This window comes from Aquicoccus porphyridii (genome assembly GCF_008369105.1).
GTDB classification, from domain to species: domain Bacteria; phylum Pseudomonadota; class Alphaproteobacteria; order Rhodobacterales; family Rhodobacteraceae; genus Aquicoccus; species Aquicoccus porphyridii.
This window is the reverse complement of sequence record NZ_VINQ01000003.1, coordinates 85,001-100,784: the sequence shown is the minus strand read 5'-3', so window position 1 is coordinate 100,784 and position 15,784 is coordinate 85,001. Positions and strand designations below refer to the sequence as shown.

The 15,784-nt window shown below is 64.3% G+C and carries 16 protein-coding genes; 9 read left to right on the top strand and 7 right to left on the bottom strand.

The window, feature by feature from the left end; all coding sequences use genetic code 11:
- Nucleotides 1-380: 380 nt before the first annotated feature.
- Entirely contained in the window at nt 381-1,775 is a 1,395-nt protein-coding gene (locus FLO80_RS05725) for an aminotransferase family protein (RefSeq protein WP_111362620.1), read from the bottom strand.
- Between the two features lie 340 nt (nt 1,776-2,115).
- On the opposite strand from FLO80_RS05725, the gene FLO80_RS05720 reads away from it, so the two are divergent.
- The 3 genes from FLO80_RS05720 to FLO80_RS05710 all read left to right on the top strand — a co-directional run bounded on the left by FLO80_RS05720 (nt 2,116) and on the right by FLO80_RS05710 (nt 4,459).
- Entirely contained in the window at nt 2,116-2,433 is a 318-nt protein-coding gene (locus FLO80_RS05720; protein ID WP_111362619.1) for a hypothetical protein, read from the top strand.
- A gap of 221 nt (nt 2,434-2,654) precedes the next feature.
- A complete protein-coding gene (locus FLO80_RS05715) occupies nt 2,655-2,972 on the top strand; it encodes a hypothetical protein (RefSeq protein ID WP_111362618.1) in 318 nt (105 codons plus the stop codon).
- Nucleotides 2,973-3,196: 224 nt separating this feature from the next.
- The gene (locus FLO80_RS05710; RefSeq protein WP_111363176.1) at nt 3,197-4,459 is read left to right on the top strand and encodes a glycerate kinase type-2 family protein; all 1,263 of its coding nucleotides are present in this window, start codon (nt 3,197-3,199) and stop codon (nt 4,457-4,459) included.
- Here FLO80_RS05710 and FLO80_RS05705 read toward each other — a convergent pair.
- Nucleotides 4,443-5,456, bottom strand: a complete 1,014-nt coding sequence (locus FLO80_RS05705) for a zinc ABC transporter substrate-binding protein (RefSeq protein ID WP_111362617.1) — start codon at nt 5,454-5,456, stop codon at nt 4,443-4,445. The two genes, FLO80_RS05710 and FLO80_RS05705, sit on opposite strands and share 17 nt — an antisense overlap.
- Before the next feature lie 100 nt (nt 5,457-5,556).
- Here FLO80_RS05705 and FLO80_RS05700 point away from each other — a divergent pair, with 100 nt between their 5' ends.
- The 4 genes from FLO80_RS05700 (at nt 5,557) to FLO80_RS05685 (ending at nt 10,842) form a co-directional block, all read left to right on the top strand.
- Nucleotides 5,557-6,021, top strand: coding sequence for a Fur family transcriptional regulator (locus FLO80_RS05700; protein WP_439328706.1), 465 nt, complete (start codon nt 5,557-5,559; stop codon nt 6,019-6,021).
- Nucleotides 6,018-6,773: a metal ABC transporter ATP-binding protein gene (locus FLO80_RS05695; RefSeq protein WP_111362615.1), complete on the top strand. Its 756-nt coding sequence runs from the start codon at nt 6,018-6,020 to the stop codon at nt 6,771-6,773. The genes FLO80_RS05700 and FLO80_RS05695 overlap by 4 nt, the downstream gene beginning before the upstream one ends.
- Nucleotides 6,773-7,570: a metal ABC transporter permease gene (locus tag FLO80_RS05690; protein ID WP_111362614.1), complete on the top strand. Its 798-nt coding sequence runs from the start codon at nt 6,773-6,775 to the stop codon at nt 7,568-7,570. Before FLO80_RS05695 ends, FLO80_RS05690 begins: the two co-directional genes overlap by 1 nt.
- 203 nt (nt 7,571-7,773) lie before the next feature.
- Nucleotides 7,774-10,842 (top strand): Hint domain-containing protein, encoded by a 3,069-nt coding sequence (locus FLO80_RS05685; protein ID WP_111362613.1) that lies wholly within the window; start codon nt 7,774-7,776, stop codon nt 10,840-10,842.
- A 69-nt stretch (nt 10,843-10,911) separates the two neighbouring features.
- Here the strand turns inward: FLO80_RS05685 and recR are convergent, their stop codons facing one another.
- From recR to FLO80_RS05665, 4 genes are all read right to left on the bottom strand, one after another.
- Complete coding sequence (gene recR / locus FLO80_RS05680) at nt 10,912-11,505, bottom strand: recombination mediator RecR (RefSeq protein ID WP_111362612.1); 594 nt, start codon at nt 11,503-11,505, stop codon at nt 10,912-10,914.
- 80 nt (nt 11,506-11,585) lie between these two features.
- On the bottom strand, nt 11,586-11,930 hold the full coding sequence (locus tag FLO80_RS05675) for a YbaB/EbfC family nucleoid-associated protein (protein WP_111362611.1): 345 nt from the start codon (nt 11,928-11,930) through the stop codon (nt 11,586-11,588).
- 114 nt (nt 11,931-12,044) lie between these two features.
- Nucleotides 12,045-12,392 carry an antibiotic biosynthesis monooxygenase family protein gene (locus FLO80_RS05670; RefSeq protein ID WP_111362610.1) on the bottom strand — a complete coding sequence of 116 codons (348 nt, stop codon included), beginning with the start codon at nt 12,390-12,392 and terminating at the stop codon, nt 12,045-12,047.
- Nucleotides 12,389-12,718 (bottom strand): NIPSNAP family protein, encoded by a 330-nt coding sequence (locus FLO80_RS05665; protein WP_111362609.1) that lies wholly within the window; start codon nt 12,716-12,718, stop codon nt 12,389-12,391. Before FLO80_RS05665 ends, FLO80_RS05670 begins: the two co-directional genes overlap by 4 nt.
- Before the next feature lie 77 nt (nt 12,719-12,795).
- Here FLO80_RS05665 and FLO80_RS05660 point away from each other — a divergent pair, with 77 nt between their 5' ends.
- On the top strand, nt 12,796-13,482 hold the full coding sequence (locus FLO80_RS05660) for an ArsR/SmtB family transcription factor (protein WP_111362608.1): 687 nt from the start codon (nt 12,796-12,798) through the stop codon (nt 13,480-13,482).
- A 204-nt stretch (nt 13,483-13,686) separates the two neighbouring features.
- Here FLO80_RS05660 and FLO80_RS05655 read toward each other — a convergent pair whose 3' ends face one another.
- On the bottom strand, nt 13,687-14,130 hold the full coding sequence (locus tag FLO80_RS05655; RefSeq protein ID WP_111362607.1) for a DUF302 domain-containing protein: 444 nt from the start codon (nt 14,128-14,130) through the stop codon (nt 13,687-13,689).
- Nucleotides 14,131-14,230: 100 nt separating this feature from the next.
- On the opposite strand from FLO80_RS05655, the gene FLO80_RS05650 reads away from it, so the two are divergent.
- Nucleotides 14,231-15,748 (top strand): FMN-binding glutamate synthase family protein, encoded by a 1,518-nt coding sequence (locus FLO80_RS05650; protein ID WP_246156582.1) that lies wholly within the window; start codon nt 14,231-14,233, stop codon nt 15,746-15,748.
- The last annotated feature ends 36 nt before the right edge of the window (nt 15,749-15,784 follow it).

Sequence of the window (15,784 nt, the reverse complement as noted above, 5' to 3'; positions counted from 1 at the left end):
GTTAACCGGGCGTCCCGCGTGGTTAACGCCGGGGCGAGGGCGCATGGGCCGGGGGTGATATGCGGCTGCTGCCCGGCTGTCAGGCGTGCACCGCCGCAGCGCGGCAAATGTGAAGAGAAAATAAATGAATCGCCCGTCCGGTGGGTCGCCGCCCGGGCAAACGCCCGCCCACCCACCCCGTTTGCCCGGGCGGCTTTGCGCGACATGATCCGGTGTTCGATGTCCCGGATCGTTGCAGATGAGTATTTGGACCAAGAAAGAGACCCGTGCCCGGGAGTGAATTCCGGGCACGGGTCTCTTTCTTGGCAAAATAGTGGAGAGCGCCGACGGCGCTTCAGGGCTGGCACGCCGCGCGGGAACGCACGGCGTGAAACTGCGGGTCAGCCGAAGACGCGGGTCAGCGCGGTGTCCACGGCCTCGGTGATCTGGTCGATATCGTCGGGCGTGGCGATCAGCGCGGGCGAGAAATAAAGCGTGTTGTTGAACCCGCGCATCGAGCGGTTGGTGGAGCCGATGATCACGCCCTGTGCGCCGCATTCGGCCAGGACCTGGCCCACCTGTTTCTCGCTCACCGGTTCCTTGGTGGCGCGGTCGGATACCAGTTCGGCACCGAGGAACAGACCCTTGCCACGCACGTCGCCCACCACGCGGTGTTTCTCCATCAGCGCCTCGAGGTTGCCCATCATCCGCTCGCCCATCGCGGTGGTGTTTTCGAGCAGGCCCTCATCCTCGATGATGCGCATGTTTTCGAGCGCGGCGGCGGGGCCCGCGGTGCAGCCGCCGAAGGTCGAGATGTCGCGGAAATAGTTCATCGGATCGTCGGCATCGTCCTTGAACATCTCGAACACCCGTTCGGTGGTGACGCAGCAGGCGATGGCGGCATAGCCCGAGGCCACGCCCTTGGCCATGGTCACGAAATCGGGCTCGATCCCGTAATGCTGATAGCCGAACCAGTGGGTGCCGGTGCGCCCGACGCCGCAGACGACCTCGTCGATATGCAGGAGGATGTCATATTTGCGGCAGATCTCCTGCACGCGGGGCCAGTAGCCTTCGGGGGGCGTGATGACGCCGCCGCCGGCGGTCACGGGTTCGAGGCAGAGCCCGCCCACGGTGTCGGGGCCTTCGCGCAGGATCACCTCTTCGATCTGGTTCGCGGCCCATTCGCCATAGCTTTCCGATTCGGGGTTCCAGCCCTGTTGCGCGCGGTATTCCATGCAATGCGGCACGCGGATGAAATCGGGAACGAAGGGGCCGTATTGAATGTTGCGCTCGTCCTGGCCGCCCGCCGACATCGTGCCGATGGTGCCGCCGTGGTAGTCGCGGTCGCGGTAGAGGATCTTGGTCTTCTTGCCGCCATGGCGTTTATGGGCGATCTGGCGGATCATCTTGAACGCCTTCTCGTTCGCCTCGGAGCCGGAGTTGGTGAAGTAGACCCGGGTCATGCCCGGCATCTTCGAGATCAGTTTCTCGGAAAAGAGCGCGCCGGGGACCGATCCGGCGGAGCCTGCGAAATAGTTGAGCTTGATCAACTGGTCGCGCACGGCGTTGGCGATGGATTCGCGGCCATAGCCCACGTTGACTGTCCACACGCCGCCCGAGACCGCATCGAGGAATTCCTTGCCGTTCTGATCCCAGACGCGCATGCCGCGGCCTTCGATGATGACGCGTGGTTCGCCGGTCTCGAACGGTTTATGCTGGATCAGGTGGTGCCACACATGGGCGCGGTCGGCGTCCACCACGTGGGAAATATCGTTCTGGCTGAGGGTTCCGTCCATGATGTGTCTCCGAAAACTGGGGCGCGCCCGGGAATCCGGGCGCGGCGGGAACTGTGGGTTCGGATCATATCACAGACCCATTTCAACACGAGTCGATAGGGCCAGAGGGGGCGAATCTATAGATCCAGCCGGTGCATGCCGGAGGGCGTGCGCGCGCCAAGCGCCGAGTTGGGCGCAAGGGCAGGCCCGTGCGGGCGGCAGGTATCCGCCGAGAATCAGGGCGCGATTTGCGCCCAAATGGCAGCATTTGGCCGGTTTGCGCGTATTGCGGAATTGGGTCTGGAGGTGGGGCGGGGTCGTGGCAGGGTGGTATTCATTGGTGATTGAAGGAGATCATGACATGAAAATTCTCAAACCTCTGCTCGCATCCTGCGCGGGCTTTCTGATGATGACGCAGGTTGTCTCGGCTCAGCAAGTCACGGCGACGGCTGTCGTGAGCGAGGGCGGAACGGGCGATTACCCGGTGACGGTTCAGGGCAGTGACGGGCAGCTCTATAATTGTCAGGCCAACGTGGAAACCATGGGCGGGCGGCAGGTGCGCCGCTGTGTGTCCGCTACGAGCGGCGGTGGCGGTGATTTTGGGGCGCAGGCCGGTCCGCTGGCTGGGGCGGCGGTGCTTCTGGGCGTGTTGGCGGTGGCCTCGTCGGACGGGACGTGATCGGCATCTGATCTGTTGATTCCGGTCGTTGCGCCCGCGAAGGGGTCATATGCGATCGGGATCGTCAGCTTATGCGAGAGATTTGCGCGGTTGCGGCGTTCTGATCCGGTGCATGGTGGCGGGAAATGGCCTGTTTGGGGCTTTGGAGTCTTTTTTGCTCACCGGTTGGTTTCAGGCCGTGGCATACTTGGGCATCGTAACAATTTACAGGAGTTAGCATTATGACATTCTTCAAACCCCTGCTTGCTTCGATTTTCGGGCTCTGCGCGATGACGCAGGTTGCCTCGGCACAACTGATCACGGCCACGACCGTGGTGGGCCAGAGCGGATCGAGCGCCTATCCCGTGACCGTGGTGGGTAGCAATGGGCGGACCTATCATTGCCGCGTCCCTGAGGAAACGGCGAGTGGGAAGCTGGTGCGCCGCTGTGTTTTGGCCAGCACCATGAACGCCGGGCTGGGCGCCCAACCCGGCGCAGCGGCGCTCGGTGTGGCGGCGCTCCTGGGGGTTGCCGCGCTGTCATCCTCCGACGGAACGTGACGAAGCCGGGCATATGATGACCTGACGTGTTGCGGCGCTGCCTGTTGCATGAGGTATCGCCAGTATCCTGAGCGCGCCCGGCGTGGTCAGGGTGTTGGCGGTTCAAGGCGTGTCTGAAACGCCGTCGCTGCCCCGCCTCGCCGGGTGCGGTGGCGAATTCGGGGTGAATTTTGGGCTGGTCTTTCGCGATTGGCCGGATGAAGCTGAGCGCGCGGAGGATGCCCATGCGCGATCAGGATCGTCAGCTTTTGCAAGAGATGTTCGAGGCCGCGGTGCGCGCGGCCGAGCCGGGCGCGGCGATGCGCCCGTTCCTGCCTGCGCGGCCGCGCGGGCGGGTGGTTGTCGTGGGCGCGGGCAAGGGCGCGGCGCAGATGGCGGCGGCGCTGGAAGACCTGTGGGACGGGCCGTTGGAGGGGGTGGTGGTCACCCGCTACGGGTTCGGCGTGCCGACGCGGGGCATCCGGGTCGTGGAGGCGTCGCACCCGGTGCCGGATGCGGCCGGGCTTGCGGCGACCGATGCCTTGTTCGCGGCGGTTGAGGGATTGACCGAGGATGACCTCGTGATCGCGCTGATCACCGGGGGTGGGTCGGCCTTGCTGGCCGGGCCCGCGCCTGGGCTGGACCTGGCGGACGAGGTGGCGCTCAACGAGATATTGCTGGCCAGCGGGGCGCCGATCGGGGCGATGAACGCGCTGCGCCGGATGTTGAGCCGGGTGAAGGGCGGACGGTTGGCGCAGGCGGCACATCCGGCGCGGGTGGTGAGCCTCATCGTGTCGGATGTGCCGGGCGATGACCCGGCGCAGGTGGCGAGCGGGCCGACGGTTCCCGGTGAGGGTGGGCGCGCGGCGGCGCTGGCGGCAATGCGCGATTTCGGGATCGACCTGCCCGAGCGGGTCAGGGCGGCGCTGGAGCAGGCCGAAGAGCCGCCGCGCCCGGATGATCCGGGTTTCGCGCGCGACGAGGTGCATGTGATCGCGAGTGCGGCAAAGTCGCTTGAGGCGGCGGGCGAGGTGGCGCGGGCGGCGGGGTTCACGCCGGTGATCCTGTCGGATGCGATCGAGGGCGAGGCGCGGGAGGTGGCGAAGGTGCACGCGGCGATTGCGCGCGAGGTTGTGCTGAAGGGGCGGCCCTTTGCGCGGCCGGTGGCGATTCTCTCGGGTGGAGAGACCACGGTGACGCTGCGCGGCGACGGCGGGCGCGGGGGGCGCAACAGTGCGTTCCTGCTTGGCCTCGCGCTGGGGATCGAGGGGCTGGAGGGCATTGCCGCGATGGCCGCCGATACCGACGGGGTGGATGGCAGCGAGGACAATGCCGGGGCCTTTGCCGACGGTGGCAGCGCCGCGCGGATGCGGGCGGCGGGGGTGGACCCCGCGGCGGCACTGGCGCGCGACGATGCGTGGAGTGCCTTTGCCGCCGCGGGCGATCTTTACGTCACCGGCCCCACCGGGACCAATGTGAACGACCTGCGGGTCATTCTGATCCGCTGAGACAGCCGGCCATGGTGTCGGCCAGATCGGTCAGGAGAGCCGCGTAGAAATCCGCGCCCGGTTCGATGTCGCGGCCCAGCGGGTCGAGCACGGCGCTGCGGACCGATGTGCCTTCGGTCAGCGTGGTGATGAGGCCGGGGTCGAATTGCGGCTCGGAGAAGACGCACACCACTTCATGTTCGCCCAGTGCCTGCTGCAACTCGGCGAGGCGGCGCGGCCCCGGGGACGCGGCATCGGCGGGCGAGATCGCGGCGACCGAGTTCAGCCCGAAACGGGTTTCGAAATATTGATAGGCGTCGTGGAAAACGACGAAATTGCGCCCCTGCACCGGCGCGAACTGTGCGGCGATGTCGGATTGCAGGTTGTCGATCCGTGCGCGGGCCTGTGCGGCATTGGCGCGGTAGAGGTCGGCGGCATCGGGGTTGGCCGCGGCGAGGGCTTCGGCGATGACGCCAAGCCAGACCTTGGCGTTCTCCGGGTCGAGCCACGCATGGGGATCGTTATCGCCATGGTCGTGGTCGTCGTGATCGTCATCGGCGTGGTCGTGCCCGTGGTCATCGTCATGCCCGTGCTCGTCATCGGCGTGATCATGTCCGTGATCGTCGTCGTGGTCATGATCGTCATGCGAGTCGACAAACACGGCGCGTTCGCGGCGGGCATGTTTGACGCCGCCGGGGACGTCGAGCAGGGGTAGCGAAAGGGCGTTCGGGGCCAGCGTTGCGATGCTTTCGGTCATGCCGGGCGAGAGGTCGGGGCCCGTCCAGATCACGATGTCGGCGTCTTGCAGCAGCTGCGCCTCGGAAGGGCGCATGGCATAGCCGTGGGGCGAGGCGCCGGGGCGCATGAAAAATCCGATCTCGGCCTGATCGCCCGCGACCTGTGCAATCAGCGAATGAACCGGGGCGAGATCGGTGACGATGCGCGGGGCGTCGGCCCGGGCGGACAGGGTTGCGGCGGGAAGGGTGGTCAGAAGCAACGGGACAATATATCGAAGCATTCGGAGACTCGCTTGGTAAGGGGTGGATTGGGTAGACGGTTTAATTGTAATAGTATAACAAAACAATATGAAAAACACCGATCGTCCGGAAATACCCCCCGTGGGGCTTGTGGCGCATGATCACGCCGCCTGTATGGCCAGCGCCCTTGCGCAGGCCGAAAAGAGCTGTGCCGAAAACGGGTTGCGGATGACCCCGGTGCGGCGCAGGTCGCTGGAGATCCTGCTGGAAAGTCATGTGGCGATGGGGGCCTATGACGTGTTGGCGCGGCTCGCCGCCGAGGGGTTGGGAGACAAGCCGCCGGTCGCCTATCGTGCGCTGTCGTTCCTGGTCGAGAACGGGTTCGCGCACCGAATCGAAAAGCTCAACGCCTTTGTCGCGTGCAGCCATCCGGGCAAATCGCATGAGGCGGTTTTCCTGATTTGTCGCAAATGCCACAAGGTGGGCGAGGCCGATCTGCCGATGCCCATGATCGGCGATGTCGGGCCGGACGGGTTCCGGGTCGAACGCATGGTGATCGAGGCCGAGGGGCTTTGCCCGGACTGTCAGAGGACGGAGGCGGCATGAGCCTGATCGCGGCCGAGGGCCTGTCGGTTTCCTATGGTGATTCAGAGGTTCTGAGCGGTGTGGATTTCGCCGTCGAGCCGGGTGAGATCGTCACCATCGTCGGGCCGAACGGGTCGGGCAAATCGACCCTGTTGCGCGCCCTGATGGGGGCGGTGGCGCCATCGCGCGGCACGGTGCGGCGCAAGCCGGGGCTGCGGGTCGGTTATGTGCCACAGCGCCTGAGTATCGAGTCGACCCTGCCGATGACGGTGCGGCGCTTCATGGACCTGCCGCGCCGCGGGCCGCGCGATGCGGCCGAGACGGCGCTGGGCCGGGTGGGGGTGGCGCATCTTGCCGAGCGGCAGTTGCGTGGCCTGTCGGGCGGGCAGTTGCAGCGGGTGTTGCTGGCCCGTGCCATTCTGAACGCGCCCGAGATCCTGTTGCTGGACGAGCCGACGCAGGGGCTGGATCAGCCGGGATCGGCGGATTTCTATCGCATGATCGAGGGGCTCCGCGGTGATCTGGGCTGCGCGGTGGTGATGGTGAGCCACGAATTGCACGTGGTGATGAGTGCGAGTGACAGGGTGGTCTGTCTCAACGGGCATGTCTGTTGCCAGGGCACGCCCGCGGTGGTGCGCTCGGCCCCGGAATACCGGGCGCTGTTCGGCACCGGCACGCATGGGGCGCTGGCGCTCTACCGGCATGATCACGACCACGACCATGGGCATGATCACGGGCACGATCATGACGCCGATGACCGGGAGTCCGTGTGATGCTTGACGATTTCCTGGTGCGGGCGGCGCTGGGCGCCGTGGGGGTGGCGATTGCCGCGGCGTTGCTGGGCTGTTTCGTGGTGTGGCGGCGGATGGCCTATTTCGGCGATGCCACGGCGCATGCGGCGCTTTTGGGGGTGGCGCTGGCGCTGGGATTCGAGATCTCGGTCTTTGCCGGGGTGTTGGTGGTGGCGTTGGTCATGGCGCTGTCGATCTCGGCCCTGTCGGGGCGCGGGCATGCGATGGATACGAGCCTTGGGGTGATGGCGCATGCGGCGCTGGCATTCGGCCTTGTTGCGGTCGAGCTTCTGCCCGGGGCGCAGGTCGATATCGAAGCCTATCTTTTCGGTGATATCCTGGCCGTGTCGCGGGGCGATCTGCTGGTGATCTGGGCGGGGGCCGCGGTGGTGGCGGTTGGGCTTTTGTGGCGCTGGCAGGCGCTTTTGACCGCCACGCTCAACCCCGAGCTGGCGATTGCCGGGGGGCTGAGCCCGGTGCGCGAGGAGCGACTTTTGATCCTTGCGCTGGCGGTGGTGGTCGCGGTGGCGATCAAGGCGGTGGGGGCGCTGTTGATCACCGCGCTTCTGATCATTCCGGCAGCGGCGGCGCGCCCGTTTGCGCGCACGCCCGAAGGCATGGCGGTGCTGGCCGTGGCGTTGGGCGTTAGCTCGGCGCTGGGCGGATTGGCGGCGGCCTGGCATCTCGATACGCAGGCGGGGCCGACCATCGTTTGTGTCGCCGCGATCCTGTTCGCGGTTTCGATCCTGCTGTCACGGGCCCTCGCCCCGCGCGGGTGATCCGGCGGGGTCGCGCCTGAGATAGTGGTGGGATCGGGCCCGATTTTGCCACATTTCCGAATGACGCGGACAATTTGGCCATGCCGGGGTCAAACTATGGCCCGTTCCTTCTGTTCTTTTCCGAAGCTGAAACAGGCCGGGCATCCGCCATGTGGGCGGTTGGCGGGCGGTTCGGGATTCGGGAAAGAACGGGTTAACGAGGCATGGCAACGGCATCGCAGCTTTCGATCGACACCGGCGCGTCGGCGGACGATCTCTTTGACGAGATTTTCGGCGCGGGCGTGACGCTGGTGTCATCGACGCTGGCGGGTGACGCGGTCCAGTCGGGGATCTATACCGGGGCGCTGGAGACGCTGGAGGGGATTTCGCCCAGCGACAGTGGCGTGATCCTGTCGACCGGCAATGCAATGGATGTCACGCAGGAGTCGGGCGATCCCAATGTCTCGACCGGGACCGGCACCAATACGGCGGGCGGCATCGACGGGGATGCCGACATGAACGCGGTGGCCGGGGTGAGCACCTTTGACGCGGTGATCATGGAGGCGGTGTTCATCCCCGACGGTGATTTCCTGACGATGAGTTTCGTCTTTTCGTCCGAGGAATACCTCGAATACGTCAATGGCGGGGTGAACGATGCCTTTGGCGTCTGGGTCAATGGCAGCAAGCTCGATCTTTCGGTGGGATCGGGCAATGTGTTGATCGACACGATCAACGACGTGGAGACGCCGAACCTCTATGTCAACAACCCGGAGCCGGATGACCTTTACAACACCGAGATGGACGGGTTCACCGTTGCGCTGACGCTCAAGGCGCCGGTGAACCGGGGCGAGGAGAACGATATCAGGATCGGCCTCGCCGATGGGGGCGACGCGGCCTATGATTCCAACGTGCTGATCATGGGCCATTCGGTTCAGGCGGTGATGATCGCGCAGGATGACGCGGTGAATATCCTGCCCGACACAATCCGCACCTATGACATCCTCGCCAATGATATCAGCGAATCCGGCGATCCCGGTCTGACCATCACCCATATCAACAACGAGCCGGTGAGCGTCGGCGAGACCGTGACCCTGCCCACGGGCGAGCAGGTGACGCTTAACCCCGATCAGACGGTGACGGTGCAGAGCACCGGCACGCTGGGCAGCCAGAGTTTCACCTATGGCGTGGTGGACAGTGCGGGCAATGCCGATATCGGCTTCATGACGGTCAACACGGTGGCCACGCTACCGCTGGATCACGTGGTCGAGGGCACGGCAGATGACGATCTGATCGACGCGGGTTACACTGGCGATCCGGACGGTGACATGGTCGATGCGGGGGACGCCGCCGACGGGTCGGACGATGACGTGATCGACGCGGGCGCGGGCCATGACACGGTGCGCGCCGGGGCGGGCGATGACGTGGTGCAGGGCGGGGCCGGGGATGACAGCATTTTCGGCAACGCGGGCGGTGACACGCTGTTCGGCGGGGGCGGCGACGATTCGATTTTCGGTGAGCTGGGCGATGACTGGATCGAAGGCGGCGACGGGCACGATCACCTTGAAGGCAACGAGGGCAGCGATACCGTTTTCGGGGGCACCGGGGATGACTGGATTCGCGGCTCTTACGGCGATGACGAGATCTGGGGCGGCGAGGGCGACGATTACCTTTGGGGTGGCTATGGCGACGATCTGTTCGTCATCGAGGACAGTTTCGGCAATGACACGATCGACGCCGAGAACGAGGACGAGGTCAACGGAGACACGCTCGACCTGGGCCGGGTGACCAGCGATCTCAGGATCGACCTGAGCCATGTGAACCCCGGGATCGGAACAGTCACCGATGGCACGTCAACCGCGCGGTTCGACGGGATCGAGAATATCGTGCTGGGCGGTGGGCGTGACACGCTGACCCTCGCCAATTTTGGCGGCGCAGACCGGGTGGAGGGGTTCGAGGCACCGATAGACAACGGCGATGGCACCTATAGCGGTGTCGATATGCTGGATGTATCCGGCATGACCGATGCCGAGGGTAATCCGGTCACCGTGGCCAATGTCACCGTTACCGACACCAATGGCGACGGCAGCGGCGATGCGGTGCTGCACTTCCCTCATTTTGGCGAGAGCCTGACCCTTACGGGCGTGCCGGTTTCGGCGGTCAGCAGCCCGGCGCAGTTGGTTGCGATGGGTGTGCCGGATGCGGGCCGGAACTACATCGTTGAGGGCACGGCGGGCGATGATCTGATCGACGCGGATTACGAGGGTGATCCCGAAGGCGACCGTGTGGATGCGAATGATGCCGCCGACGCTTCGAACGACGATGTGATCGAGGCGGGTGCAGGTGATGACACCGTGTTCGCAGGGCTTGGGGCCGACACGGTTTACGGTGGCGACGGTCATGATCGGTTGTTTGGTGGCGAGGGGGGTGACACGCTTGATGGCGGTGCGGGCAACGATACGATCGAGGTGGCCAAGGGTGATGTGGCCGATGGCGGCGACGGCGACGAGTTGTTCCTCGTCACCGATCTGGGTGAACCGGGCGAAGCGCCCATAACCATTATCGGTGGCGAAGGTGACGAGACAGATGGCGATACGCTCGATTTCCAGGGGCTGACCCATTGGGATGACGTCACCTATGCCGATCCCGATTCCGATATGGATGGCGGGTTGAGCGGGAACGCGGTTCTGGCGGATGGCACGCTCGTCAAGTTCAGCGAGATCGAGAATGTCATCATCTGCTTTACCGCGGGCACAAGGATCGCCACCGCGCGGGGCCTTTGCCCGGTGCAGGATCTGCACCCCGGGGAGATGGTGCTGACCCGGGATCACGGGTTTCAGCCGCTGCGCTGGATCGGGCGCCGCACGGTTCCGGCGCTTGGCAGTCTTGCGCCGATCCGGTTCGAGGCCGGGGTCGTGGCCAACAAGCGGCCGCTCGTGGTGTCGCCGCAGCACCGGATGCTGATCCGGGGTGCCAAGGCGAACCTCATGTTCGGCGAAAGCGAGGTTCTGGCCAGTGCCAAGCACCTGGTCAACGGCGGGTCGGTGCGTCGGATGTCGGGGGGCGTGGTGAGCTATGTGCATGTCCTGTTTGACCGGCACGAGATCGTCTATGCCGAGGGTGCGCCGAGCGAGAGCTTCTTTCCCGGCGATATCGGGCTGGAAGCCGTCGATGAGGCGGCGCGGGAGGAATTGTTCACGATCTTTCCCGAATTGCGCAGTTCGACGGGCAATTTCGGAGAGACCGCGCGGATGTGCCTGCGCGCGCATGAAAGCCGCTTGCTCGGGCTGGGCTGATCCCTGCCACGGGTCGGCCGGAGGTGCCGGGTGGCGGAAACGGCGCCGGGGCTTTTTCGGTGCGGGGGGTCAGATGTCCTTGCGGGCCTTGAGGGCGGCGGAAATCGTGCCGTCATCGAGATAATCAAGCTCGCCGCCGATGGGCACGCCCTGGGCCAGTGAGGTGAGGCGCACCCGGTTTTCGAGTTGATCGGCGATGTAATGGGCGGTGGTCTGGCCATCTACGGTGGCGTTGAGCGCGAGGATCACCTCGGTGATGCCCTCGGATGAGACGCGGTCGATCAGCTTGGGGATGCGCAAATCCTCGGGGCCGATGGCATCGAGGGCCGAGAGCGTGCCGCCCAGCACGTGATAGCGCCCCTTGAACCCGCCCGCGCGTTCCATCGCCCAGAGATCGGCCACGTCCTCGACCACGCACAGCTCGCCATTGGCGCGTTTTTCCGCGGCGCAGATGTCGCAGATGTCTGACGTGCCGATATTGCCGCAATTGATGCATTCGCGGGCGGTCGCGGCGACCTCCTGCATGAGATCGGCCAGCGGCGAGAGCAAAAGCGCGCGCTTGCGGATGAGGTGCAGCACCGCGCGCCGGGCCGAGCGCGGGCCGAGGCCGGGCAGTTTCGCCATCATCTCGATCAGGGCGTCGATGTCGCGGGTTGAGCTCATGGTCGGGCGTCAGGCCTTTGATCCGGGCGGAAGCGGGGGCCAGCCCCCGCACCCCCGAGGTATTTTGGGTCAGATGAAGATCAGAAGGGCAGTTTCATGTCGGCGGGCAGGCCGAGTTCCTGGGTGATCTTCGACATTTCCTCTTGCGCCTTGTCCGAGGCTTTCTGTTGCGCGTCCTTGATGGCGGCGAGGATCAGGTCTTCGACCACTTCCTTTTCCGTAGGTGCGAAGATCGAGGGGTCGATGTCGAGGGTCTTGAGTTCGCCCTTGGCGGTGCAGGTGGCCTTGACGAGGCCGGCGCCGGATTCCCCGGTGACGGTCATCCGGTGCATTTCCTCTTGCAGGTTCTCCATGCGGGTTTTCATTTCCTGCGCGGCTTTCATCATCTTTGCCATGTCGCCCATGGAGCCGAGACCTTTGAACATGCGGGTTCTCCGTTGATTTGCGTGTCACTCCAAGAGATAGGTGGGGGCCGGGCAAAAGGAAAGGCCACATGCATATTGCAGGTGCCTCGCCGGGGGGCGTTGAGGCCAAAGCGGTCACTGCTCGTGTGCCTTCTTGCTGTCCACCGGGGCTTGGGCGCGTTCAAACATCCCGTAGTCACGAACGACATGGGCGATTCGGAGACGATAGTCAGCGAAGACATCGCTTCTTCCTTTTGCCTGCGCACCGCGGTGGGCGGTCAGGTTGCGCCAGCGCTCGATCGCGGACTCGTCCTCGAAAAATGACAGGGACAGAATCTTGCTCGGATCGGTCAGGCTCTGGAACCGCTCGACCGAAATGAATCCCTCGACCCGGTCGAGCATCGGGCGCAGGGTGGCCGCAATGTCGAGGTAGTCGTTCTTGCGACCTTCGGCGGGTTGTACTTCAAAGATGACGGCTATCATGCGGAACGACCCGGGCCATGGGGTGCGGATACCAGTTTCAGGAATGTCCTGTCCTCGCGCAGTAGAAACTTCTCTTTCTGGGCGAATTCATAGTTCACGCGCCCAAGCGGATCGGCCGCCAGCCGCGCGCGGTAGGTTTCGTAGTCGGCCAAGCTCGCCACATTGTAGATGCCATAGGCGAGAGTGCTGGACCCCTCGTGGGGTGCGAAGTAGCCGATCAGGTCGGCCCCGCAGCGCGGGATGGCCTGCCCCCAGTTGCGAGCGTACTCTTCGAACTGGGTGCGTTTGGTGGGGTCGATGTGGTAGCGGATGATACAGGTCAACATAAGGGGTTCCTCAACAAGGGATCGTGCCTGCAACGTACAGCCTTGCTGGGCATGCATGTTTCGACTACGGTCGAACCATGAAAGAAGGACCCGATATCGCATATATCGCCGCGCTGATCGGAGACCCGGCCCGGGCCAACATGCTTACCGCGTTGATGAGCGGCAAGGCATTGACCGTCAGCGAGTTGGCGGAAGAGGCCGGCGTAACGATCCAGACGGCAAGTTCGCATCTGTCGAGGATGGACGATGGTGGATTGCTGCGGCACCGCAAACAAGGGCGGCACAAGTATTTCGCGCTTGCGACCGACGATGTGGCGCATGTGCTTGAGGGGTTAATGGGTCTCGCCGCCGGGGCGGGTCATTTGCGCAAACGCACAGGTCCAAAAGACGAAAAGCTGCGCAAGGCGCGGGTTTGTTATAACCATCTGGCGGGCGACATGGGCACGCGCCTATATGACAGCCTGATGGCGCAAGGATATGTTGCCCTTAAAGGTGAGATTGTCACCCTGACAGACCAAGGCGCGGCGTTCGTAACCAGTTTCGGGATCGACCTTGACGCCTTGGTCAGAAAGAAGGCGCCCTTGTGTCGCGAGTGCCTGGACTGGAGCGAGCGCCGTCCCCATTTGGCTGGCAGTCTCGGCCGCGCTTTTCTAAGCCGATTCGAGGCGCTGTCGTGGGCCAGGCGGGATCAGAAGAGCAGGGCCGTCTTGTTCTCTCCCGGCGGCGACGCGGAGTTCACACGGCTTTTTCCTTTTCCGGGCTGATTGAAAGCACGAGGCAGCAAGGGTTGGTCTGGTCTTAAAGGTCCGCTCCGGTGCGCACGGCCGCCGGTCCCGTGATCTTGGCCTGACATGAAGCAGCACCTGGAATGATGATCGAACGAGAACCCATATCTCTCAGGCCAGCATAACCAACCGCCGGGCGTGCTGCAGTGGGTGCGCCCGGCCGTTGTTTGCGCGGGGTTGGGGTCAGTCGAGGCCGATGGCGGCGCGGGTGATGGTGTCGAGCATGGTCTGCACCTCCTGCATCGGGCCTTCGGGGAACTCGCGGTAGCCGATCATGACCTGTTGGTCGGGCTGTTGGGCCACGAAGATGCCATAGGGGCAGAAGACGATGTTCATCGGGTCGGCCTCCATCACCTTGCGTGACACGGCGGCCGAGCAGAAGGAATAGACATCGGCCTTCTCAAAAATCGTGACGGTCGAACCGACATCGCCCTTGGTGCGTTCGAGCATGTCGCCCACGTGGCTGACCGCGTCGATGACAAGGCCCGCGTCGATGATCGCGTTTTCGAGGCCGAATACCACGTCATCAAAGCTGTCGTCGGTTTCGTAGGTGACGACACCATCGGCGGCGAGGGTCGGGGTGGCAAGGCAGGCGACGGTGGCCGCGGCGGCGAGAAATCTCTTCATGACATCCTCCCTGGAGTGTGAAGCGGGGCAGGGTTGCCCCGCCATGGCAACCACCGCAATGTAGACCGAAGCCGTCCGGCGGCACATGACACATATCAATATGAGAGAATATGAAATGGATTTTGCGGTCAATGCCTTGAACGTTCTGGCGCTGGCTTTCCTCGTGGTGCTCGGGTTGGCTGCGGCGCTGGTCGTGGTGTTTTTCGTGATCGACCGCTTGCAGACCAGCGATGCGATCCGGCGCAATTATCCGGTGATCGGGCGGTTCCGGGGGATGTTCTCGACGCTGGGTGAGTTCTTCCGGCAGTATTTCTTTGCCATGGACCGCGAGGAATTGCCGTTCAACCGGGCGCAGCGCGACTGGGTCGAGCGGGCGTCGGAGAATATCGGCAACACGATCGCATTCGGCTCGACCCGCAACCTGTCGGTTTCAGGCACGCCGATCTTCGTGAACGCGGCCTTTCCGCCGCTGGATGGTGAGCATGTCGCAACCCGGCCGATGGTGATCGGTCCGCATGCGGCGTTGCCCTATCGTGCGCCGTCGATATTCAACATCTCGGGAATGAGCTTTGGCGCGCTGTCGCGGCCCGCGGTGCGGGCATTGTCGCGTGGGGCCGCGCGGGCGGGGATCTGGATGAACACGGGCGAGGGCGGGTTATCGTCCTTTCACCTAGAGGGCGGTTGCGACATCGTTTTCCAGATCGGCACCGCCAACTATGGCGTACGTAATGCCGAAGGCAGGCTTGACGACGACAAGCTGCGTGCGGTGGCGGAAAATCCCTGTGTGCGGATGTTCGAGGTGAAGTTGGCGCAGGGGGCCAAGCCCGGCAAGGGGGGCATTCTGCCCGGCGAGAAGGTGAGCGAGGAGATTGCGACCATTCGCGGGATCGAGGCGGGCAAGCCGTCGATTTCGCCCAACCGGCATGAGGGGATCGAGGATTGGGGCGATCTGCTCGACCTGATCGGGCATATCCGCACGCTGACCGGCAAGCCGGTGGGGATCAAGGCGGTGTTGGGGGCAGGCGATCCTTGGGAGGCGCTTTTTGAAGAGGTGTTGCGGCGTGGGGTCGAGCATGCGCCCGATTTCATTACCGTGGACGGGGGCGAGGGCGGCACGGGCGCGTCGCCGATGCCGCTGATGGATCTGGTGGGCATGTCGATTCGCGAGGCGCTGCCGCGAATGGTGGATCTGCGCGACCGGCACGGGCTGAAAGAGCGGATCAGGATCATCGCGAGCGGCAAGCTCATGGTGCCGGGGGATGTGGCCTGGGCGATCTGTGCGGGGGCGGATTTCGTGACATCGGCGCGGGGCTTCATGTTTTCGCTGGGCTGTATCCAGGCATTGAAGTGCAACCGCAACACCTGTCCCACGGGGATCACCACCCATGACCCGCGCCTGCAACGCGGGCTGGTGGTCGAGGAAAAGGACCAGAGGGTTGCGCATTATGCCCGCGGAATCATCGACGAGGTCGAAACCATCGCCCATTCGGTGGGGGTGATGGAGCCGCGCCAGATGCGTCGCCAGCATGTGCGGATCGTGCAGCCGGACGGGCAGTCGGTGCCGATGAGCAGGTTGTTTCCCGATCAGGAGGTGAAGAGTGGTGCGCGCGGGCATTGATTTGTTGCGCTTGCGCGAAACAAATGCCGACGCTTT

Excerpts from the sequence above, each read along its gene's own strand:
- recR (WP_111362612.1), bottom strand. The coding sequence starts at position 11,505 with ATGAGCTCAACCCGCGACATCGACGCCCTGATCGAGATGATGGCGAAA.
- FLO80_RS05720 (WP_111362619.1), top strand. The coding sequence starts at position 2,116 with ATGAAAATTCTCAAACCTCTGCTCGCATCCTGCGCGGGCTTTCTGATG.
- FLO80_RS05670 (WP_111362610.1), bottom strand. The coding sequence starts at position 12,392 with ATGATAGCCGTCATCTTTGAAGTACAACCCGCCGAAGGTCGCAAGAAC.
- FLO80_RS05715 (WP_111362618.1), top strand. The coding sequence starts at position 2,655 with ATGACATTCTTCAAACCCCTGCTTGCTTCGATTTTCGGGCTCTGCGCG.
- FLO80_RS05660 (WP_111362608.1), top strand. The coding sequence starts at position 12,796 with ATGAAAGAAGGACCCGATATCGCATATATCGCCGCGCTGATCGGAGAC.
- FLO80_RS05705 (WP_111362617.1), bottom strand. The coding sequence starts at position 5,456 with ATGCTTCGATATATTGTCCCGTTGCTTCTGACCACCCTTCCCGCCGCA.
- FLO80_RS05690 (WP_111362614.1), top strand. The coding sequence starts at position 6,773 with ATGCTTGACGATTTCCTGGTGCGGGCGGCGCTGGGCGCCGTGGGGGTG.
- FLO80_RS05655 (WP_111362607.1), bottom strand. The coding sequence starts at position 14,130 with ATGAAGAGATTTCTCGCCGCCGCGGCCACCGTCGCCTGCCTTGCCACC.
- FLO80_RS05725 (WP_111362620.1), bottom strand. The coding sequence starts at position 1,775 with ATGGACGGAACCCTCAGCCAGAACGATATTTCCCACGTGGTGGACGCC.
- FLO80_RS05675 (WP_111362611.1), bottom strand. The coding sequence starts at position 11,930 with ATGTTCAAAGGTCTCGGCTCCATGGGCGACATGGCAAAGATGATGAAA.
- FLO80_RS05710 (WP_111363176.1), top strand. The coding sequence starts at position 3,197 with ATGCGCGATCAGGATCGTCAGCTTTTGCAAGAGATGTTCGAGGCCGCG.
- FLO80_RS05665 (WP_111362609.1), bottom strand. The coding sequence starts at position 12,718 with ATGTTGACCTGTATCATCCGCTACCACATCGACCCCACCAAACGCACC.
- FLO80_RS05695 (WP_111362615.1), top strand. The coding sequence starts at position 6,018 with ATGAGCCTGATCGCGGCCGAGGGCCTGTCGGTTTCCTATGGTGATTCA.
- FLO80_RS05685 (WP_111362613.1), top strand. The coding sequence starts at position 7,774 with ATGGCAACGGCATCGCAGCTTTCGATCGACACCGGCGCGTCGGCGGAC.
- FLO80_RS05650 (WP_246156582.1), top strand. The coding sequence starts at position 14,231 with ATGAGAGAATATGAAATGGATTTTGCGGTCAATGCCTTGAACGTTCTG.